Origin of the sequence: Streptomyces sp. CLV115, from assembly GCF_038448545.1 — a bacterium.
Lineage (GTDB): Bacteria > Actinomycetota > Actinomycetes > Streptomycetales > Streptomycetaceae > Streptomyces > Streptomyces sanglieri.
The window spans coordinates 114,946-131,849 of record NZ_JBCEWQ010000003.1 but is presented as its reverse complement, the minus strand read 5'-3'; the positions used below and the strand labels follow the sequence as shown (position 1 = coordinate 131,849).

10 protein-coding genes and 5 pseudogenes are annotated in these 16,904 nt (G+C 68.7%); 10 read left to right on the top strand and 5 right to left on the bottom strand.

The window, feature by feature from the left end; translation table 11 throughout:
- Window positions 1-30: 30 nt before the first annotated feature.
- The 5 genes and pseudogenes from AADR41_RS02145 to AADR41_RS02125 all read left to right on the top strand — a co-directional run.
- Window positions 31-1,236: a DUF418 domain-containing protein gene (locus tag AADR41_RS02145; RefSeq protein ID WP_342279640.1), complete on the top strand. Its 1,206-nt coding sequence runs from the start codon at window positions 31-33 to the stop codon at window positions 1,234-1,236.
- Between the two features lie 446 nt (window positions 1,237-1,682).
- Entirely contained in the window at window positions 1,683-2,075 is a 393-nt protein-coding gene (locus AADR41_RS02140) for a group II intron reverse transcriptase/maturase (RefSeq protein ID WP_342279656.1), read from the top strand.
- 210 nt (window positions 2,076-2,285) lie between these two features.
- Window positions 2,286-2,411, top strand: a pseudogene (locus tag AADR41_RS02135) (IS5/IS1182 family transposase); the annotation flags it as partial.
- Between the two features lie 71 nt (window positions 2,412-2,482).
- A pseudogene (locus tag AADR41_RS02130) lies at window positions 2,483-2,818 on the top strand (transposase); the annotation flags it as partial.
- Between the two features lie 69 nt (window positions 2,819-2,887).
- Window positions 2,888-4,097 (top strand): annotated as a pseudogene (locus AADR41_RS02125) (ISAzo13 family transposase); the annotation flags it as partial.
- Between the two features lie 482 nt (window positions 4,098-4,579).
- On the opposite strand, the pseudogene AADR41_RS02120 reads toward AADR41_RS02125, so the two are convergent.
- Window positions 4,580-4,954: pseudogene (locus tag AADR41_RS02120) on the bottom strand (transposase); the annotation flags it as partial.
- A 72-nt stretch (window positions 4,955-5,026) separates the two neighbouring features.
- Between AADR41_RS02120 and AADR41_RS02115 the strand changes: the two are divergent.
- Complete coding sequence (locus tag AADR41_RS02115; RefSeq protein WP_342279655.1) at window positions 5,027-5,854, top strand: IS5 family transposase; 828 nt, start codon at window positions 5,027-5,029, stop codon at window positions 5,852-5,854.
- 105 nt (window positions 5,855-5,959) lie between these two features.
- Here the strand turns inward: AADR41_RS02115 and AADR41_RS02110 are convergent, their stop codons facing one another.
- Together AADR41_RS02110 and AADR41_RS02105 are read right to left on the bottom strand one after the other, a co-directional pair.
- Window positions 5,960-8,296, bottom strand: a complete 2,337-nt coding sequence (locus AADR41_RS02110) for a WD40 repeat domain-containing protein (protein WP_342279639.1) — start codon at window positions 8,294-8,296, stop codon at window positions 5,960-5,962.
- Between the two features lie 218 nt (window positions 8,297-8,514).
- Window positions 8,515-8,892: pseudogene (locus AADR41_RS02105) on the bottom strand (sugar nucleotide-binding protein); the annotation flags it as partial.
- A gap of 195 nt (window positions 8,893-9,087) precedes the next feature.
- Here AADR41_RS02105 and AADR41_RS02100 point away from each other — a divergent pair.
- Window positions 9,088-9,399 carry an alanine racemase C-terminal domain-containing protein gene (locus tag AADR41_RS02100; protein ID WP_342279638.1) on the top strand — a complete coding sequence of 104 codons (312 nt, stop codon included), beginning with the start codon at window positions 9,088-9,090 and terminating at the stop codon, window positions 9,397-9,399.
- Window positions 9,400-9,596: 197 nt separating this feature from the next.
- Here the strand turns inward: AADR41_RS02100 and AADR41_RS02095 are convergent, their stop codons facing one another.
- On the bottom strand, window positions 9,597-11,255 hold the full coding sequence (locus AADR41_RS02095; protein WP_342279637.1) for an amidohydrolase: 1,659 nt from the start codon (window positions 11,253-11,255) through the stop codon (window positions 9,597-9,599).
- Between the two features lie 118 nt (window positions 11,256-11,373).
- Window positions 11,374-12,822: an amidase gene (locus AADR41_RS02090; protein ID WP_342279636.1), complete on the bottom strand. Its 1,449-nt coding sequence runs from the start codon at window positions 12,820-12,822 to the stop codon at window positions 11,374-11,376.
- A gap of 283 nt (window positions 12,823-13,105) precedes the next feature.
- Between AADR41_RS02090 and AADR41_RS02085 the strand changes: the two genes are divergently transcribed.
- The 3 genes from AADR41_RS02085 to AADR41_RS02075 all read left to right on the top strand — a co-directional run bounded on the left by AADR41_RS02085 (window position 13,106) and on the right by AADR41_RS02075 (window position 16,668).
- On the top strand, window positions 13,106-14,089 hold the full coding sequence (locus tag AADR41_RS02085) for a helix-turn-helix transcriptional regulator (protein ID WP_342279635.1): 984 nt from the start codon (window positions 13,106-13,108) through the stop codon (window positions 14,087-14,089).
- 383 nt (window positions 14,090-14,472) lie between these two features.
- On the top strand, window positions 14,473-15,741 hold the full coding sequence (locus tag AADR41_RS02080; protein ID WP_342279634.1) for an alpha-hydroxy acid oxidase: 1,269 nt from the start codon (window positions 14,473-14,475) through the stop codon (window positions 15,739-15,741).
- A 210-nt stretch (window positions 15,742-15,951) separates the two neighbouring features.
- On the top strand, window positions 15,952-16,668 hold the full coding sequence (locus AADR41_RS02075) for a GntR family transcriptional regulator (protein ID WP_342279633.1): 717 nt from the start codon (window positions 15,952-15,954) through the stop codon (window positions 16,666-16,668).
- The last annotated feature ends 236 nt before the right edge of the window (window positions 16,669-16,904 follow it).

The following is a 16,904-nucleotide window of genomic DNA, read 5'->3' as shown; positions in this document are numbered from 1 at the left end:
CGAGCCCGGGCCTTTCTCAAGTCTGGAATCATGACCCAGAACGCAGACCAGACGTCGCTCGCGCCGCCGGCCACGGCACCAGAGACCGTACGCTCCCCGACCGGACGCCTGATCGGGGTGGACCTTGCCCGGGGCCTCGCTGTCTTCGGCATGTACGCCGCACATGTCGGCCCGGATCCCGCCGAGGGCGGTGTCACCGGCCACCTCATGGAGTTGACGCACGGCCGCGCCTCCGCGCTCTTCGCCTTCCTGGCCGGTTTCTCGATCATGCTCATCACCGGCCGCCGCACCCCGAAGACGGGCCGTGCAGGCCGCCAGGCGGTCGCTAAGGTGGTCATCAGGGCCCTGGTGCTGCTGGTCCTTGGCACCGCGCTCACCATGAGCGGTACCCCGGTGCAGGTAATCCTCGCCTACTACGGCCTGTACTTCCTGCTCGTCCTGCCCCTGCGCCGGCTTGCCGCCCGCCCCCTGGCGATCATCGCCATGGCCGGCGCCCTGGTCCTGCCGCAGATCCTGTATATCGGCCAGTACGCCTTCATCGACGCCGAGGTGGGAGGCATTTGGACCTGGCCGACGAACGCCGACGGCCTCTTCTCCCTGCTTATCGCCGGCACCTACCCGGCTCTGACCTGGCTCCCCTTCGTCATCGCCGGCATGGCCGTGGCCCGCCTCGACCTCACCGCCACCGCCGTGCGCATACGACTCGCGCTCGCCGGTGTCGGTCTGGCCGTCCTTGGGTACGGCGGTTCGTTCCTGGCCCTGCACCTGGTCCCCGGCGCGCTGACGGCCCTCGGCCGGTCCGACTCGAGCAATGGTGGGTCGGCCGCGTCGGCCTGGTGGTCCGACAGCTGGGGTTATCCCAGTGGCAACACCACAGCCGATCTACTTGTTGCCTCTCCCCACAGCGAGACCACCCTGTCGATCCTCGCAAATACCGGTGTCGCGATCGCGATCCTGACCGGCTGCCTCGCTGCCGTAGACGCCTTCCCGCGCTTCCATCGTCTCGCCCGCCCGGTCATCGCCGTCGGTTCGATGTCGCTGACGGCATACGTTTTCCACATTGTCGGCATCCGCGCCCTCGGCATCGAGGAGTTGCCCGGATCCCCGCTGCACGTGCTGCTGGGCTTCATCGTGGCCGTGACCGTCCTTGCCACGCTCTGGTCCCGCCGCTTCCGGCGCGGACCGCTGGAATGGCTGCTGGGCAAGGCCACCAAACCCGCCGAGCTGATCCGCTGATCCGGGGTGCCACGCTCTCCGGAGCGCCGCGAGGCGGAGTGGCCTCCCCGGTCCTGTCCAACAACCATCTGCACAAACTGGACGAGATTGTCGAGACAGCTCTGATTTCCGGAGTACACCCGAGGGAAGCGCCGGGCCAGGAACCCGGACTGTCTGGAGGTGCAGAATCTGCTGGCGAAAGCCCGCCGGCGCGGCGACCGGGCCCAGGCCCGTGTGTTGCGTCAGCGGATGGTCAGTCTGCCGAGCGGTCTGTGTGACGAACTCAGGCTGGAACTGTCCCAGGCAAAGACGCTGGTCACTCATGCCCGCACCGGGGCAGCGAGGTTTCTCGGCTACGAGATCACGACCCAGCACAACGGCACGAAGAAGACCGGCCGTTACCGCCGGGTCAACGGTCAGATCGCTCTCCGTGTCCCACGGGACGTGATCAAAGCCAAGCGCGGCCCCTGCCTCGCCCGCGGAGGACCCGCGAAGAAGTCGGCCCTGATCACAGCAGCGAACACGCGATCGTGGCGACCTTCGGGACCGTTTACCGGGGTGTTGTCCAGTACTACCTGCTCGCCGGAGATGTCTTCCGGCTGCACCGGCTGCAATGGGTCATGGAAACCTCCACGCTCAAGGCCCCAGTGGCCAAGCACCGTTCGTCGGTGTCGAAGATGGCAGCAAAACACAAGGCCAGAATCGACACACCCAGCGGGCACCGAGTCTGCTTCGAGGCCCGTATCGAGCGGAGGAACAGGAAACCACTGGTGGCACGGTTCGGTGGGATTCCCCTCCACCGGCAGCGAGCGGCAGAACTCGCCGACCTCGCACATGCCGGATGGCAGCCTTCCGACTGAGCGCGCGTCATGCTCCAACGGCGTCGCAAAGCGGTCGTGGCCAGCGACATCTGCCACGACCGCATCCCCTCGGAACAGCCAGCCAGATCACTCACGCCGTAATCGCTGGAGAGCCGGATGACAGGGAAACCGTCATGTCCGGTTCGGCGGGAGGCCGCGCGGAACAGGACTTGCCTGCGGCGAACACCTCACCGCGCGGCCGACCCAACGTCCTGGCTGACCGGATACCACCGCCTCAGCCACCGCTACGAGCGCAAACCAGAAAACTACCTGGCCTTTCTCGGACTTGCCGCCGCCCACTGCTGCTACAAACGGCTCCTCAAAATGACGATGTAGGACACGGTCCAATACTCCAGCAGCGGTTCGTGTCCTGAGCTGGTGGTTGTCGTTGTGCTGGCATGGAGGGAATGACTGAAGTCCTTTGCTGGACTGCCGAGTTGGATTCAGTGTTCGCCCGGGTGGCGGGCCGGTTCGCTAGGGCGGATCTGCGCTGGCGGATGCGGGACTGTGCCCGCGGCCTGCTGGGACGGGCGACACGCAAGAACGGCTGGCAGCTCGCGGAATGGGCGGGGCACCGCACTCCGGACGGTTTCCAGCGGCTGTTGAACAGCAGCGCCTGGGACGCGGACGCCCTGCGCGACGACGTCCGCGTCTACGTCGGCGAGTGCCTTGGCCCCGATGGTGTGCTGATCACCGACGACACCGGGTTCGTCAAGAAGGGCACCACCTCGGCCGGGGTGGGCCCACCGGCACCTCGGGGAGCTGTATTTCAATAACTGCTCGATGGGCAAGTATCGGTGTCAGGCTGGAGTATGACTTGCCCTCTGCTCTCCAACGCTTCCGCTGCTGGCCTTCGGGCCAAGTTCGATCTGATCCTGCCGCACTTGGACGAGCGCCGCCGTAGGCTCTACCTGGCCAGCGAGGCCGTCGCACTCGGCCACGGCGGGATCACCCTGGTGGCCTCCGCGTCGGGAACCAGCACCGCCACCATCTCGCCCGGCATGGCCGAACTAACCAGGCATCCGGCGTCGGTCCGACGGATCCGGGCGCCAGGGGCCGGTCGGAAGCCGCTGACGGTCACCGACCCCGGTCTGCTTCCGGCACTGGAGTCACTGATCGAGCCGCACTCCCGCAGTGATCCGGTCTCCCCACTACGCTGGACCACATTGTCGCTGCGCACACTGGCCTCGACCCTGACCAGGCAAGGCCATCCGGTCAGTGCCGCGACCGTCGGACGCCTGCTGCACGCTTGGGCTTCAGCCTCCAGGGCACCGCCAAGACCACCGAAGGCGCCCGCCATCCGGACCGCGATGCCCAGTTCGCTCACCTGAACGCTACCGCCACCGCCTTCCTCGAGGCCGACCAACCGGTGATCAGCGCCGATACCAGAGCCAAGGAGTGGCTCGGCAACCGCGGCCGCCCGGGCGCACTTGGCGGCCGAGCAAGAACCCGATCAAGGTGAACTGTCACATGTTCACCACCAGCGACCAGCCGGTGGCCATCCCCTGCGGGATCTACGACATCGCCACCAACACAGGCTGGGGCAACGTCGGAACCGATCACGACACCGCCGAGTTTGCGGTGGAGTCCATACGCCGCTGGTGGCAGCGACGCGGCCGCCACGACCACCCGGATGCCGCGCGGCTGCTGATCACCGCGAATGCCGGCGGCTCCAACGATCCCCGCCGCTGGACGTGGAAGAAACACCTGCACTCCTTCGCGAGAGAGAGCGGGCTGGAGATCACGGTCTGTCACTTTCCGCCGGGCAATTCGAAGTGGAACGAGATCGAGCACCGAATGTTCTGCCACATCACCGCCAACTGGCGAGGCCGGCCGTTGACCAGCTATCAGGTCGTCATCGAGACCATCGCCGCCACGACCACCGCGGGTGGACTGAGTATCGGCGCCGAGCTCGACACGGGCAGCTACCGTCTGGGCACCACCGTCACGCCCGCCGAGTTCCGCGCTTTACCGATCACACCCGGTACGTTTCACGGCGACTGGAACTACACCCTGGCGCCCACCCCGCCCAGGCTTCTCGAGGCGGCGCCGACCAAGCGGCCGATCGATCCTGCCCTGACCACGATGCTCACCGATCCGGCCCTGACAGGCATGTCACGATCTGCCTTCGAACAGTTGGTGGCGGTCTCGGAACCGTACTGGGACGCCCTGGCCGAGGCGGCCTTCAGGCGACGCTTCCATCGCCCACGCAGCTACCTCCACCCGCAAACCAGCAGCTTGGACCACTTCCATCGGCTGCTGGCAGCCGTGTTGCGCCGCCGTAATGCCGTCACCAGCACGCTCCTGGCCCAGTTGCTGGGAGTCACTCGAACCAACCTCTCCAACCAGTTCCAGGACGGCCATCGACTTCTGGACCTCCACCGAATCTCCGTCACCCCGTTGCCCGGATCACCAGCTCGGACTCTGGAGCAACTGCGAGCCCGCCTGTCGCCCGTCGCCAGGCCCTCCCGAAGAGGAGACCTGACAGTTATTCATTTACAGGCCCCCACGGTGCCCGAGTACTGGCGCTGGACGCCCGCCGATCGGGTTCCTTTCTTCAGGAAGCCGGTGTCGTCCACCATGAGCACGGCCTCGGGGTCGCCGAGGTACTCAACGACGTAGTCGCGCAGATCGTCCAGGACCTCGTCGGCATCCCAGTCGGTCCGGTTCAACAGTCGTTGGATGCGGTCCGGCCCGGCATGACCGGCCTGTTCCGCCAGTGTCCAGCCGTTCTTCCGCTCCAGCGGAGCGATCAGTCCCCGCATATACGCCAGTGCCGAATCACGCGGCTCCGCTCTGGCGAACCGGTGCACGAACCGCTCATGCACTGCATTCAGTTCGCCCGCCCACACCCGCGCATCAGCAAGGTCCCCACCCATACCAACGCCCAAGAGCGACCTGCCCAACCGTCACGCAAAACACCGTTTGCAGTACTAACGAGGTGGTGCGTGATAGCGGGTGGGGCATGGCTCGCCTGGCCGTGGCTGAGTGAGCCGTTGTGGGAGCAGTTCGCGACGTTGCTGCCGAAGCGGCCGGTCTTCGATCCGGGGCATCCGCTGGGCTGTCACCGGCGCCGTGTCGGTGACCGGGTCGTCTTCGTCAAGCTGCTGCAACTCCTGCGGTTCGGCTGCTCCTACCAGGTGATAGCTGATGCGACCTGTTCGGCCACGACGATCCGGGCCCGCCGGGATGAGTGGATCCGGTTGGGTGCGTTCGCCCGGCTGAAACAGCTCGCGCTGGAGGCGTACGACCGGATGGTCGGGCTGGTTCTGGACGAGATCGCCGTCGACGGATGCATCACCAAGGTACCCGGGGGTGGTGAGGTCGCGGGGCGCTCGCCGGTCGACCGGGGCAAGCAAGGGCTGAAACGCTCCGGCCTGGTGGACGGATACGGCATCCCTCTCGGCCGTATCCTGGCCGGGGCTAACCACCACGACTCACCCCTGCTCGCCCCGACCTTGGACCTGCTGACCGCCCTCGGACCGCTGCCCGAGGAGGTCACCGTGCACCTTGACGCCGGCTACGACAGTGCCGGCACTCGCACCCTGCTCGGCGAACGTCGCCTGCACGGGCAGATCGCCCGCAAAGGTGGGAAGGCGCCGATCCAGGCCGGCGGGCGGTGGCATGTGGAACGCACTCATGCCTGGCAGAACGCTTTCCACCGCCTCGCCCGCTGCCACGAGCGTCGTGCAAAGGTCATTGACGCGCTCTTCGACCTTGCCGATGCGATCCTCACCGTCCGCAGCCTTATCCGCCGGGTGTGGACCACGCACCGCTGACACACCCGACCCCCCCACCGCCTTTGAACAGCTGATGCAGACACGCCCCCGGGCTTCGGCATCCGCGTGGCAGGTGCCCAGGGGTATGTCGTGTGTGGGGGCTGGTCAGGAGGGGGCCAGGACTGCCACCTCCCAGCCGAACCCCACCACCAGTCGGCCATCCGAGGTGACAGCCACGGCGTGCACCGCTGCGGGAAACACCAATTCCGGTCCGACCTGCTGGCCGGTAGCAAGGTCCCACACCCGCACCGTCTTGTTGTCGCTACCGGTGACGGCGACCAAGCGGCTCTCCACCACGCCCGTCGCCACCGCCAGCACCCGGTCGGCGTGGCCAGTGATGGGCTCGCCCACGGGCCGGCCAGTGGCCAGGTCCCACACCCGTACCATCCCATCATCGCTGCTGGTGACAGCAACTGGACGGCCTTCCACCACGGTCGTCGCCACCGCCCGTACCAGGTCGGTGTGGCCGGTGAGAGGCTCGCCGACGGGCCGGCCGGTCACAAGGTCCCACACCCGCACCGTCTCATCCCAGCTGCCGGTGACCGCGACCGGGCAGCCTTCCACCACCCCGGTCGCCACCGCCACGACCAGATCGGTGTGGCCAGTGAGAGGCTCACCGACGGGCCGGCCGGTCACAAGGTCCCACACCCGCACCGTCTCATCCCAGCTGCCGGTGACGGCAACCGGGCGGCCCTCCACCACGGTCGTCGCCACCGCCCCAACCCAGTCGGTGTGGCCGACGAGAGGCTCACCGACGGGTCGGCCGGTGGCGAGATCCCACACCCGCACCGTCTCATCCCGGCTGCCGGTGACGGCAACCGGGCGGCCTTCCACCATGGTCGTCGCCACCGCCCACACCTCACTGGTGTGGCCGGGGATGGGGGCGCCGACGGGTTGGCCGGTGGCAAGATCCCACACCCGCACCGTCTCATCCCAGCTTCCGGTGACGGCAACCGGGCGACCCTCCACCACTCCCGTTGCCGCCGCGTACACCGGGCCGGTGTGGCCAGTGAGGGGTTCGCTGATGGGCTGTCCGGTGGCAAGGTCCCACACCCGCACCGTCTTGTCCCAGCTTCCGGTGACGGCGACCGGGTGACCCTCCACCATTCCCGTTGCCGCCGCGTATACCGGGCCGGTGTGGCCAGTGAGGGGCTTGCTGATGGGCTGTCCGGTGGTCAGGTCCCACACCCGCACCGTCTCGTCGGCGCTACCGGAAACGGCGACCGGACGGTCCCCCACCACACCTATCGCCACCGCCCGTACCGGGCGGGTACGGCCGGTGAGTGGTTCACCTACAGGCCGGCCAGTGGCAAGGTCCCACACCCGCACCGTCTCGTCGGCGCTACCAGTGACAGCGACTGGACGGTCCCCCACCGTCCCCGTTGCCACCGCACACACCGCGTCGGTGTGGCCGGACAGGGGTTCACCCACAGGCCGGCCAGTGGCAAGATCCCACACCCGCACCGTCTCGTCGGCGCTACCAGTGACGGCGACTGGACGGTCCCCCACCATGCCTATCGCCACCGCACACACCGCGTCGGTGTGGCCGATCAGGGGTTCACCCACAGGCCGGCCAGTGGCAAGATCCCACACCCGCACCGTCTCGTCGGCGCTACCAGTGACGGCGACCGGGCGACCCTCCACCACTCCCGTTGCCGCCGCGTACACCGGGCCGGTGTGGCCAGTGAGGGGCTTGCTGATGGGCTGTCCGGTGGTCAGGTCCCACACCCGGACCGACTTGTCGGCGCTGCCGGTGACAGCGACCGGACGGCTTTCCACCACCGCCGTCGCCACCGCCTCGACCGGGCCGGTGTGGCCGGTGAGGATTTCGCCGAGGGGCCGGCCGGTGGCAAGATCCCAGACCCGAGCCGTTGTATCGGCGCTGCCGGTGACGGCGACCGGGCGGCCCTCCACCACGCCCGTCGCCACCGCACACACCCCGCCGGTGTGGCCGGACAGGGTGTGCCGGAGACGGTGATCGACCATGCTGCCAGTAGCCCACTCCAGCCCCCACCGTGCGGCCGCCGCACCGGCCACCGGTACGGCGGTGATCCGTGCCGACAGCACGTGGTCCCCGTAGCGGGCCGCGTCCAACGCAAGCACCTGCCGTCGCACCTCCGCACTGACATCCCAGTGCACATGCGCTGACGCCCGGTATACCGCCGCCAGCATCAAGTCCCGCCCCGTCGCGCCGTCCAGCGCCGCCAGGACCTGCCCGGGGTCGGCGTTCACCAGCCACCCCGGATCGCTCAACTGCCCACCTGCCACGGCGGGCTCACGGCCCCGACCGCCACTTTGAAGACCATCCGACATGACCGACACGGTAACCGCCCTCGCCCCAGCCAACACGCCCCTCCCCACGCCAAAACAAACTCCGGTAACAAGACACGTACTTCTACGCACACCTCGACCAACCCCGGCCCGACCCACAATGCCCAGCACACTGAACAGAACCGCACCACGGCCCCGAGCCCACCAGCAGTGACCATTCCAACACCCGCAATATCACAGCGAGTAGCGATCTCTCGGACCACGGCCAGACCCAAACGAACCCTTCAACCCGGGCCTGTCCGCGCGGCCTGTAAGCAGGTTGAGCGGGATGTGGTCGCGCCGGGCCGCCAGGCGCTGCTTTCGAGCCACGGCGACGCGGCGGTCGGCGCTCAGGCGCTTGCGGCGAGGAAGTCGTGGGCGCCGCGGAGCGTGGTGCGGAGCTTGCGTTGGGTGGCGCGGCTGTCGAGGAGGACCTCGAGGGCTCCGGGAAGTGCCGTGTCGGCCCGCAGGGCTGGGGCCAGTCGGGAGGGGTCGCGCCCGTCGCGTTGGGCGATGAGGAGGCCGAGTTCGTGCCGGGTGACGGCGTCGGCGCCCGCGAGGGGGTGCACGCCGTGCGCGTCGGAGGCGGCGAGGTCCAGCAGGGCGGCGGCGAGATCGGCGACGTGGACGGGGCAGCGGATGTCGTCGGTGAACAGCGCTCCGTCGCGGCGGCCGGCCGTGAGGTCGTGGACGACGCGTACGTGTGCGGAGTCGAGGCCGCCGATGATGCCTCTCGCCGTTCCCGGACCGGTCCCCGTCCGGCCTCGGTCTCCGCCCCGCGTGCCTGTCTCCCACTGCAAGCGCGGGCCCGCGGGGCAGGGCGCGAACTACGGGCTAACCTACCGGACGCCCGGGGAGAGCGTGCACGGGCTCATCCCCTCGGATACGCGGATGGCGTCCCGCGCGCCTCCCACGGCGGCCCGGTGCGGATCGCGGGCACGACGTACCGCGCGGCCGGGCGCGTCGCCATGGACCACACGGTCGTGTACCTCGGGCCCGATACCGACGTCGCAGCGCTCGGGGGCCACGAGGCCGTGCTCTCCGGCACGGGCGACGACGGCGGCCCGACCGCCGACGACTGGGCCCGGGCCGCCGGCACCGTCAACTACGAGATCGTGACCCGCGTCAGCCTTCGGGTGCCCCGCGTTCACGTCGACTCGGCGCCGCCGCCGAGCAGCGGTCCACCGCCGGCGTCACCGTGGCCGCACGCGCGGCCACGGACTCCCCCGACCTGACAAGGTGTCAGCCGAGTGCCCGACGGCCGGCCTCCGCTCCGGTCGGCAGGTTCGCCGGCCGGAGCGGGTGGAGCGTGGGACCGATGGCCCCGCGGCAAGGCGTCGCGGCTCCGGCGTCTCGCCGGTCCCGGGGTTCCGGTCGCCGCACAGCCGGTGCGGACCGCTCGGGCGCACGGAATCGGGCGGTCCGGGAACGATCACGAGTTCGCGTCGTAGACCCGCGAGCCGCGCAGATAGGTCACCACCACGTTCGTCTCGTGGATCCGACGGACGTCGACATCGAACAGGTTCTGCGAGAGGACGAGGAAGTCCGCGGACTTGCCTGCCTCGATGCTGCCGACGCGCTCACCGAGCCCCATCGCCTCGGCCGGGCGTCGGGTGAAGCTGATCAGCGCCTCCTGGAGAGTGAGCCGCTGCGCGGGGTTGATTGCCTCTTCGCTTCCTCCCGGCGCTTCTCGGGTGACCATCGTCTCGATCCCGGTCCAGGGGTGCGGCATGGGAGCCCCGGCGGGCCAGTCGGAGCCGGCCGAGACGTTTGCCCCGGAGCCCAGGAGGTCCGCGAGCGGCAAGGACCTATCGAGGGCCTTGGCCGACACACAGGCCGCCAAGCTGTCCTGGATGATGCTCGGATACCACAGGTAGGGCGACGCGTCCGCAACAACGCCCAGCTCGCCGAACCTCCGCACGTCGGACGCGTCGATGAACAGCGGGTGCGCGATGTGGAAGACCGGCACCGATCCGTGCCTCTGGCGCATGACCGCGATCGCGTCCAGGGCCATCTTCGTCGACGCGTCCCCCGCCGCGTGGATCTTCACCCCGCGCCCGGCGGAGACCGCTTCCTCGAGTTCGTCGACGAGCCCGCCCAGGTCGTACAGGCATTCCCCGCAACTCGGTCCGTGGGAAGAGCACCCGTCCGACAGGTAGGGGTCCAGCATGGCGGCGGTCCGGGTCATGGGAACGCCGTCGAGGAACACCTTGACGAATCCCACGCGGAGCAGTTCGGAACCGAACCGCTCGGACACCGCAAGCAGCTCCTTGCCGGTGATTCCGGGTTCCGCGAGCAGGGGTCGCGCCACCGTGGACGTCACGACCCTGAGGGTGAGTTCGCCCTCGGCCTCCAGCGTCGAGAGCGTGCGCAGTGCCGACTCCATGGTCGCGGCGTCACAGACGGTGGTGATCCCGACCTCGTTGCAGACCTTCGCGGCGGTCGTGAAGGTGACGCGGTTGCGCGCCTCCGGGTTCTCGATACTGGCGGCGAACGCCTCTTCCGCCACGCGGGACGCCTGTTCCCACAGGATGCCGGTGAGACGGCCCGCCTCGTCGCGAACGTACGTACCGCCCTCGGGATCCGGTGAGTCGTCCATGACCCCCATCGCCTTGAGCGCGGCACTGTTGACCCACCTGTTGTGCTGCGTATCGTCCTTGAGCACCACGGGGCGTCCGGCGGATACCCTGTCGAGCCTGGCGAGTGCGTCGACGTTCGAGAGCTTCTCCATCGTCGTGGAACCGATGACCCCGCCGGCGATCCACGCGTCGGGCCCCAGCTCCTGCGCCCGCGCCTCGATCGCTCCGCAGATCTCGTCGAGTCCGTAGTGCGGTGCGATCTGGAAGTCCCATGCCACCGACGCCCCGCCCAGGCTGAGGTGGGTGTGGACGTCGCAGATGCCCGGCATGACCATCCGGCCGTCCGCGTCGACGACTGTCGTTTCCGGACCGGCCAGTCGCGTGACTTCCTCAGAGCTTCCGACAGCGGTGAACTCGCCGTCGACGACGGCGAATGCCTCGGCCGTGGTTCCCGTCGGATCGGCTGTGAACACGGCGGCGTTGACAACGATCAGATCGGGCGTCTTCCTCATGGTTTCCTTCGCTCGGCCCGACAGGACGTCGGGATCCTTGTCGCCACCTCATGTGAGTGGAGGCGTTGCGTTGTGGTTGATTCGTCGTTCCGTCGATGCGGCGCCGTCGATCGGGCGCCTACGCGGTGGGGGACATGAACGTGGTCGCGTGGACGGCGGGGCGTCGGTCCGTCCACGGCATCGCTTCCTCCAGCTGACTGGCGACCCGCAACAGCGTCGCCTCCGAACAGACCGGACCGGCGAGCTGGACGCCGATGGGCAGGCCCTGCGTGGACTGGGCGACCGGCAGGCTGATCGCGGGGGTGCCGGTCTGGTTGAACAGTGAGGTGAAGGAGCAGACGTCGAAGATCCGCGTGGCCCACTCGCCCGCGCTGAGATCCGCGTTGGCGTCGAGGTGGCCGAGCAGCGGTGCGGGGGTGTTCATGGTGGGTGTCAGCAGGAGGTGGTACTCGGTGAAGAACCGTCCGACCTCGCGCGAGACAGTGTTGAGCGCCGTGAGGGCGGTGCCGAGTTCGACCGCGCTGACCCCGCGGCCGTACTCGACGCATGCCCACGTGGTGCGTTCGAGATTCTCCGGGCCTGCCATCACGCCGGTCAGCGCCTCGATCCCGGCGACGGACTCGGCCAGGAAGGACGACCAGAGCACGGCGTTCGTGTGGAGGAGCCTCTCCCACTCGATGTTCGGCGTCCGGCTTTCGACGTGGTGCCCCGCCGCTTCGAGCACCCTGGCGGCGGCATCGACCGCCCGGGCCACCTCCGGGTCCACATGGCTGCCCGCCCAGGATTCGGTGTGCACGGCGATCCGCAGCCGTCCCGGATCGGCACCCACCTCCTGGACCCACGGGCGCGCGGGCGGGGCGATGACGAACGGATCGCCCGGGTAGCTCACAGCCACCTCGTCGAGCAGTGCCGCGGTGTCGCGTACCGTCCGGGTCACCGCGAGCTCGACGCCCATCCCGTAGAGCCCCTCGGCCGTGTCCGGACCGGAGGGCACCCGGCCCCGGCCTGGCTTCAGTCCGACCAGTCCGTTGCAGGCGGCCGGCACGCGTATGGATCCGCCTCCGTCGTTGGCGTGCGCCATCGGAAGTGCCCCCGCGGCGACGAGCGCGGCCGAGCCTCCGCTGGACCCGCCGGCGCTGTGGGCGGTGTTCCACGGATTGCGCGTCGAGCCGTAGGCCAGCGCCTCGGAGTTGCCGTTGAAGCCCAGCTCCGGCGTCGTCGTCACGGCCAGCGTCGCCAAGCCGGCTGCGCGGAAGCGTTCCATCAGATGCGTGTCGGCAGGAGGCACGTACCCCTCGCCCAGGAGGCGCGTCCCCATGCGTGTCGGCACCCCTGCCGCGTGGCAGACGAGGTCCTTGATCGCGAACGGAACGCCGGCGAACCGACCGTCGGCGGCATGGTCGAGGGGGCGGTCGAACGGTCCCTCGGCGACGGCGTTCAATTCCTTGTCGACAGCGGCGATGGCCTCGGTGGCCAGTGCGGCGACTTCGTCGGCGGTGACCTCCCCGGCGGCGATGACCGCGGCGAGGGCGGTCGCGTCGAGGGCGGCGTATTCGTCGATGTTCATCAAGAACTCCTTCTGCCGTGACGCGGATGTGGCTCGTTGGCCGGCCTGGTCGCCTGAAGGTACGAGTCTGTGAGGTGCCGCACCTCGGCCGAAATGCCGTTCCCCCCGCGCCTCGGATATGCATCTGGCAGCGGAGGCAGGGTAGGCGGGCGCCTCGAAGAGGGGTACAACCGCGTCGAACTCGACGTCGTTCGAGTATCGATATCGCTCTACAAACACGGTCCGCGGGCTTGACACCGCCACGTGACCGCCGTCATGATCCGTCCGATATCGGAGGTTCCGAATGGCCGCGGACGTACAGTGGTGGGTTCGGCTCGCCGGGGAGATCCGCGCGGCCGGCCGCGGTGACGTGCCCGTCGAGGTCCCCCTCCGCGCCGCGCGCGACAAGCTCGGTTTCGACTGTGCCGCGCTGGTCGCCTCCGGCCCTCCGCACTCCGGTGGCAAAACGCACACCGCCGTCGTCAATCTCGACTATCCGGCGGAGACCCTCGCCTACATCACGACGACATACAGCCGGACGTGCCCGGTCCATCGGCTTGCCGTGCGCCGGGGCACACACATGCGATTCGCGGACGTGCCCTTCGACATCCGCGAGACCCGAACGTATCGAGATGCGATCCTGCCCAACGGTTTTCGTGAGGGACTGACTCTGCCGTTGGCGCCGCCCGTCGCCGGTGCGGCGATTCCTGGTTTCGTCGTGATGAGTTCGAGGCACTCCACACCACTCGACGACGAGTCGTGTCTCGCGCTGACGATGTTGTCGCACGATCTCGGCGGCCTCATCGACCCCGGGGCCGAGGCCGATGAGGCCGCGGCCGAGGTGGTCCTCTGGATCACGCAGAACCTGGTCGAGGTCAGGGCCGGAGACCTCGGCCGAGCACCGCTCACCCCTACCGAGCTTCGCCTCGCCGTGCAGCCCGCCCTCGCCGGTACAGGCGACCGCGTCGGATTTCATCACCGTGCCGCCGACGGGACCTGGTGGCGCGTGCGCGCGGTGCGACGGCCGGACGCGGTCCTCGTCCGGATCGGCCGGGCCCCTGCGCTCGACCGCCTCACCAGCCGCGAACTCGACGTCGTCGGCCTGGTCGCCCGAGGGTGGCCCAACGAACGCATCTCCCAGGCACTGGGCATCGCGGTCCGCACCGTCCGAAGCCACATCGAGTCGTCGCTCATCAAGCTCGATTGCCCCAATCGCACCGCACTCGCCCGCACCGCCTTCGAGCGCAAGTTCGACACCCTGTGCGCCCTGCGCGTCGCGCATCGCTGATTGCGGCCACGAGACCATTCACGACCCGGGCACCGACGGCCGGACGCAAAGAAGGGCGTCCCCCTCGCGCCCGGTCATCACGTCCCGATGGAGTGTCGCCAAGAATTGTGTAACAATCCCTGCATCAGCGGCCAGCCCATGATTGACCGGGCAGCGAAAAGTAACGCCAATCGGGCGTAACGGTCGAGCCGGCATCGGACCTACGGGCTCACCTCGGTCGATAGAAGCGCTGCCCACCTGCGTGAAATGCGGGCGCTACGGCAGCAAGGGAAGCTGTCCGACAACCTCTGATGGAACACCCATAGGCGTGAGTTGAGATTGTGCGCCAATCGAGTAAGGCGTCACCCACGAGTTCTTCGGCTTCGGCGATGAGGAGTAACCGAATGACCACGTTCGACCCCGAGGTCGAGAAGCTGCCCAGGGAAAGAGCGAATCGTCGATTCCCTCGGCCCTCGGAGATCCGGCCGCTCATGACGTTCCGGCGGCCGCGGTTCGACGCCCGCGAGCGCCGCCTCGCACACGCTCACACCATCGAGGACCTGCGAACCATCGCGCGGCGCCGCACTCCTCGGTCGGTCTTCGACTACGTCGACGGCGCGGCGGAGCAGGAGATCAGCATCGGCAGAGCGCGTCGTGCGTTCGAGAACGTCGAGCTCCATCCACGGGTACTGCGCGACGTCTCACGGGTAGACGCGTCCACCGACGTTCTCGGTACGCGGACGCCCCTCCCCCTTGTGCTGGCGCCCACGGGGTTCACCCGCATGATGCACCACGAGGGCGAGATCGCCGTCGCCAGGGCGGCGGCCCGGGCCGGCATCCCCTATGTGCTGTCGACGATGGGCACCACCGACCTCGAAAGCGTTCGAGCCTGTGCGCCGACGGCACGGCAGTGGTTCCAGCTCTATCTCTGGAAGGACCGCGAGGCGAGCGAGGCTCTCCTCGAACGGGCGGCGGAGGCCGGGTACGAGGCCCTGGTCCTGACCGTCGACACGCCCGTGGGCGGGGCACGGATGCGCGATATCCGCAACGGGCTCACCATCCCGCCCAGCCTGACACTGCGCACGCTCGCGGGCATGGCGATGCGGCCCGCCTGGTGGATGAACATCTTGACCACCGAGCCATTGCGGTTCGCCTCGCTGAGCAGCTTCGACGGCACGGTCGAGGAGTTGGTCCGCAGGATGTTCGACCCCTCGGTCACCGTCGAGGATCTGCGGTGGCTGAGGGAACGCTGGTCGGGAAAGCTGGTCGTCAAGGGAATCCAGAGCATCGAGGACGCCAAGACGGTGGTCGACCACGGCGTGGACGCGATCGTGCTCTCGAACCACGGGGGGCGACAACTCGATCGGGCTCCGACACCGCTCGAACTGCTGCCGCGCGCGGCCGACGCCGTCGGGCACGACTGCGAGATCCTCATCGACACCGGTGTGCGAACCGGCGCCGACCTCCTCGTCGCGCGCGCGTTGGGCGCCTCCGCGGCGATGGTCGGCAGGCCGTACCTCTACGGCCTCATGGCGGCGGGGGAACAGGGCGTCGACCGGGCGATCGAGATCTTCGACACCGAGTACACGCGGACGATGCGGTTGCTCGGCGTGGCGAGCACGAATGAGATCCGCGCACAGCATGCCTCGCTGAGGCCGGCCCATCGCCTGTGACGGTGGAGACACACCATGCCCCCTGTCCTCCGGGAACGTTCGAACCGCCGACGCGTCGACGGTTCTCCGGCCCACGCCGCGGCACGGCCGGCGGATCGGCGTGCAGGGAGGAACGAGGGGCTGGTGCTTTCGGTCTCGACACGGCGAGGTCTCGAACGGGCCTGCCGGGGCGTCGCCGATGTCGCTGCGTCGCAAGGTCGGTGAGGGTCTATGATGAATGGCCGCCGGAGAGCCTTTGCCGAATCGAGTGACGAATTGCGTGATGGAGTCGAGGCGAGCAGTACGCCGGAAAGCATCGCGCGCGCGTTGCGCGATGACCTCTTGGAGGGCGCCCTCGAACCCGGGGCTCGGCTCACCGAAGAAGCGCTGAGCACTCGCTTTCAGTGCGGTCGGCATTCGGTGAGGGCCGGCTTGCAAACCCTGGTGTCCGAAGGGCTTCTCGAGCACCAGCGCAACAGGGGAATCGTCGTTCCCGCAGTAACAGCCGAACGCATCGATGCCATGTGCTCGTATCGGTCGATCCTGGAACTGGGGGCCCTGAGGCTGGCGCTCACCCAGGGCGCGGATTTCTCTGCGGTCTCCGAGGCGGTCGACCAGCTGGAGTCCCTCACCGCCGAGACGCCGTGGCGTCACGTGGTCGAAGCGCACAGCGCGGTGCACACGAAGATCGTGGAGGCCGGCGGCAACGCACGAGTGGTGGCGACGCATCGTGCGTGCCAGAACGAGCTCAACTGCATGCTCGCGACGATCCGGGCCGATTTCTCGGCGTCGCGGCTGGCCATGGTGCATCGGCACCTCGTCGACCAGCTCCGGGTGGGCGGCGAGGTCGCGCTCCGGGCCCTCGAGGACGATCTGGAACTCGGCGGACGCGCCGCCATGCACCTCGCCCTGCGTCGGCAGCGCGGGGTACCGGCCCACATCCGGTGAGGTGATCTCCCCTGCTGTTCCTCCCCCACCACGCAGACCTCTCCGGCTTCGTGCGCCCGGCATCCCGTGCGGGCCGGCCGCGCCCCTCGGGCGGCCTGCCCCATGGTCGGTCCCGGTGGCGCCATGGTCACACCGGTGGGGTTCGTAGGACGTGAGTTCCGGTCGGCGAGCGGTGGCTCGCCCCTGACGTCGCGGCCGCGAGCGGGACCGTCGGCGGGCTGCGGCTGGGCACCATC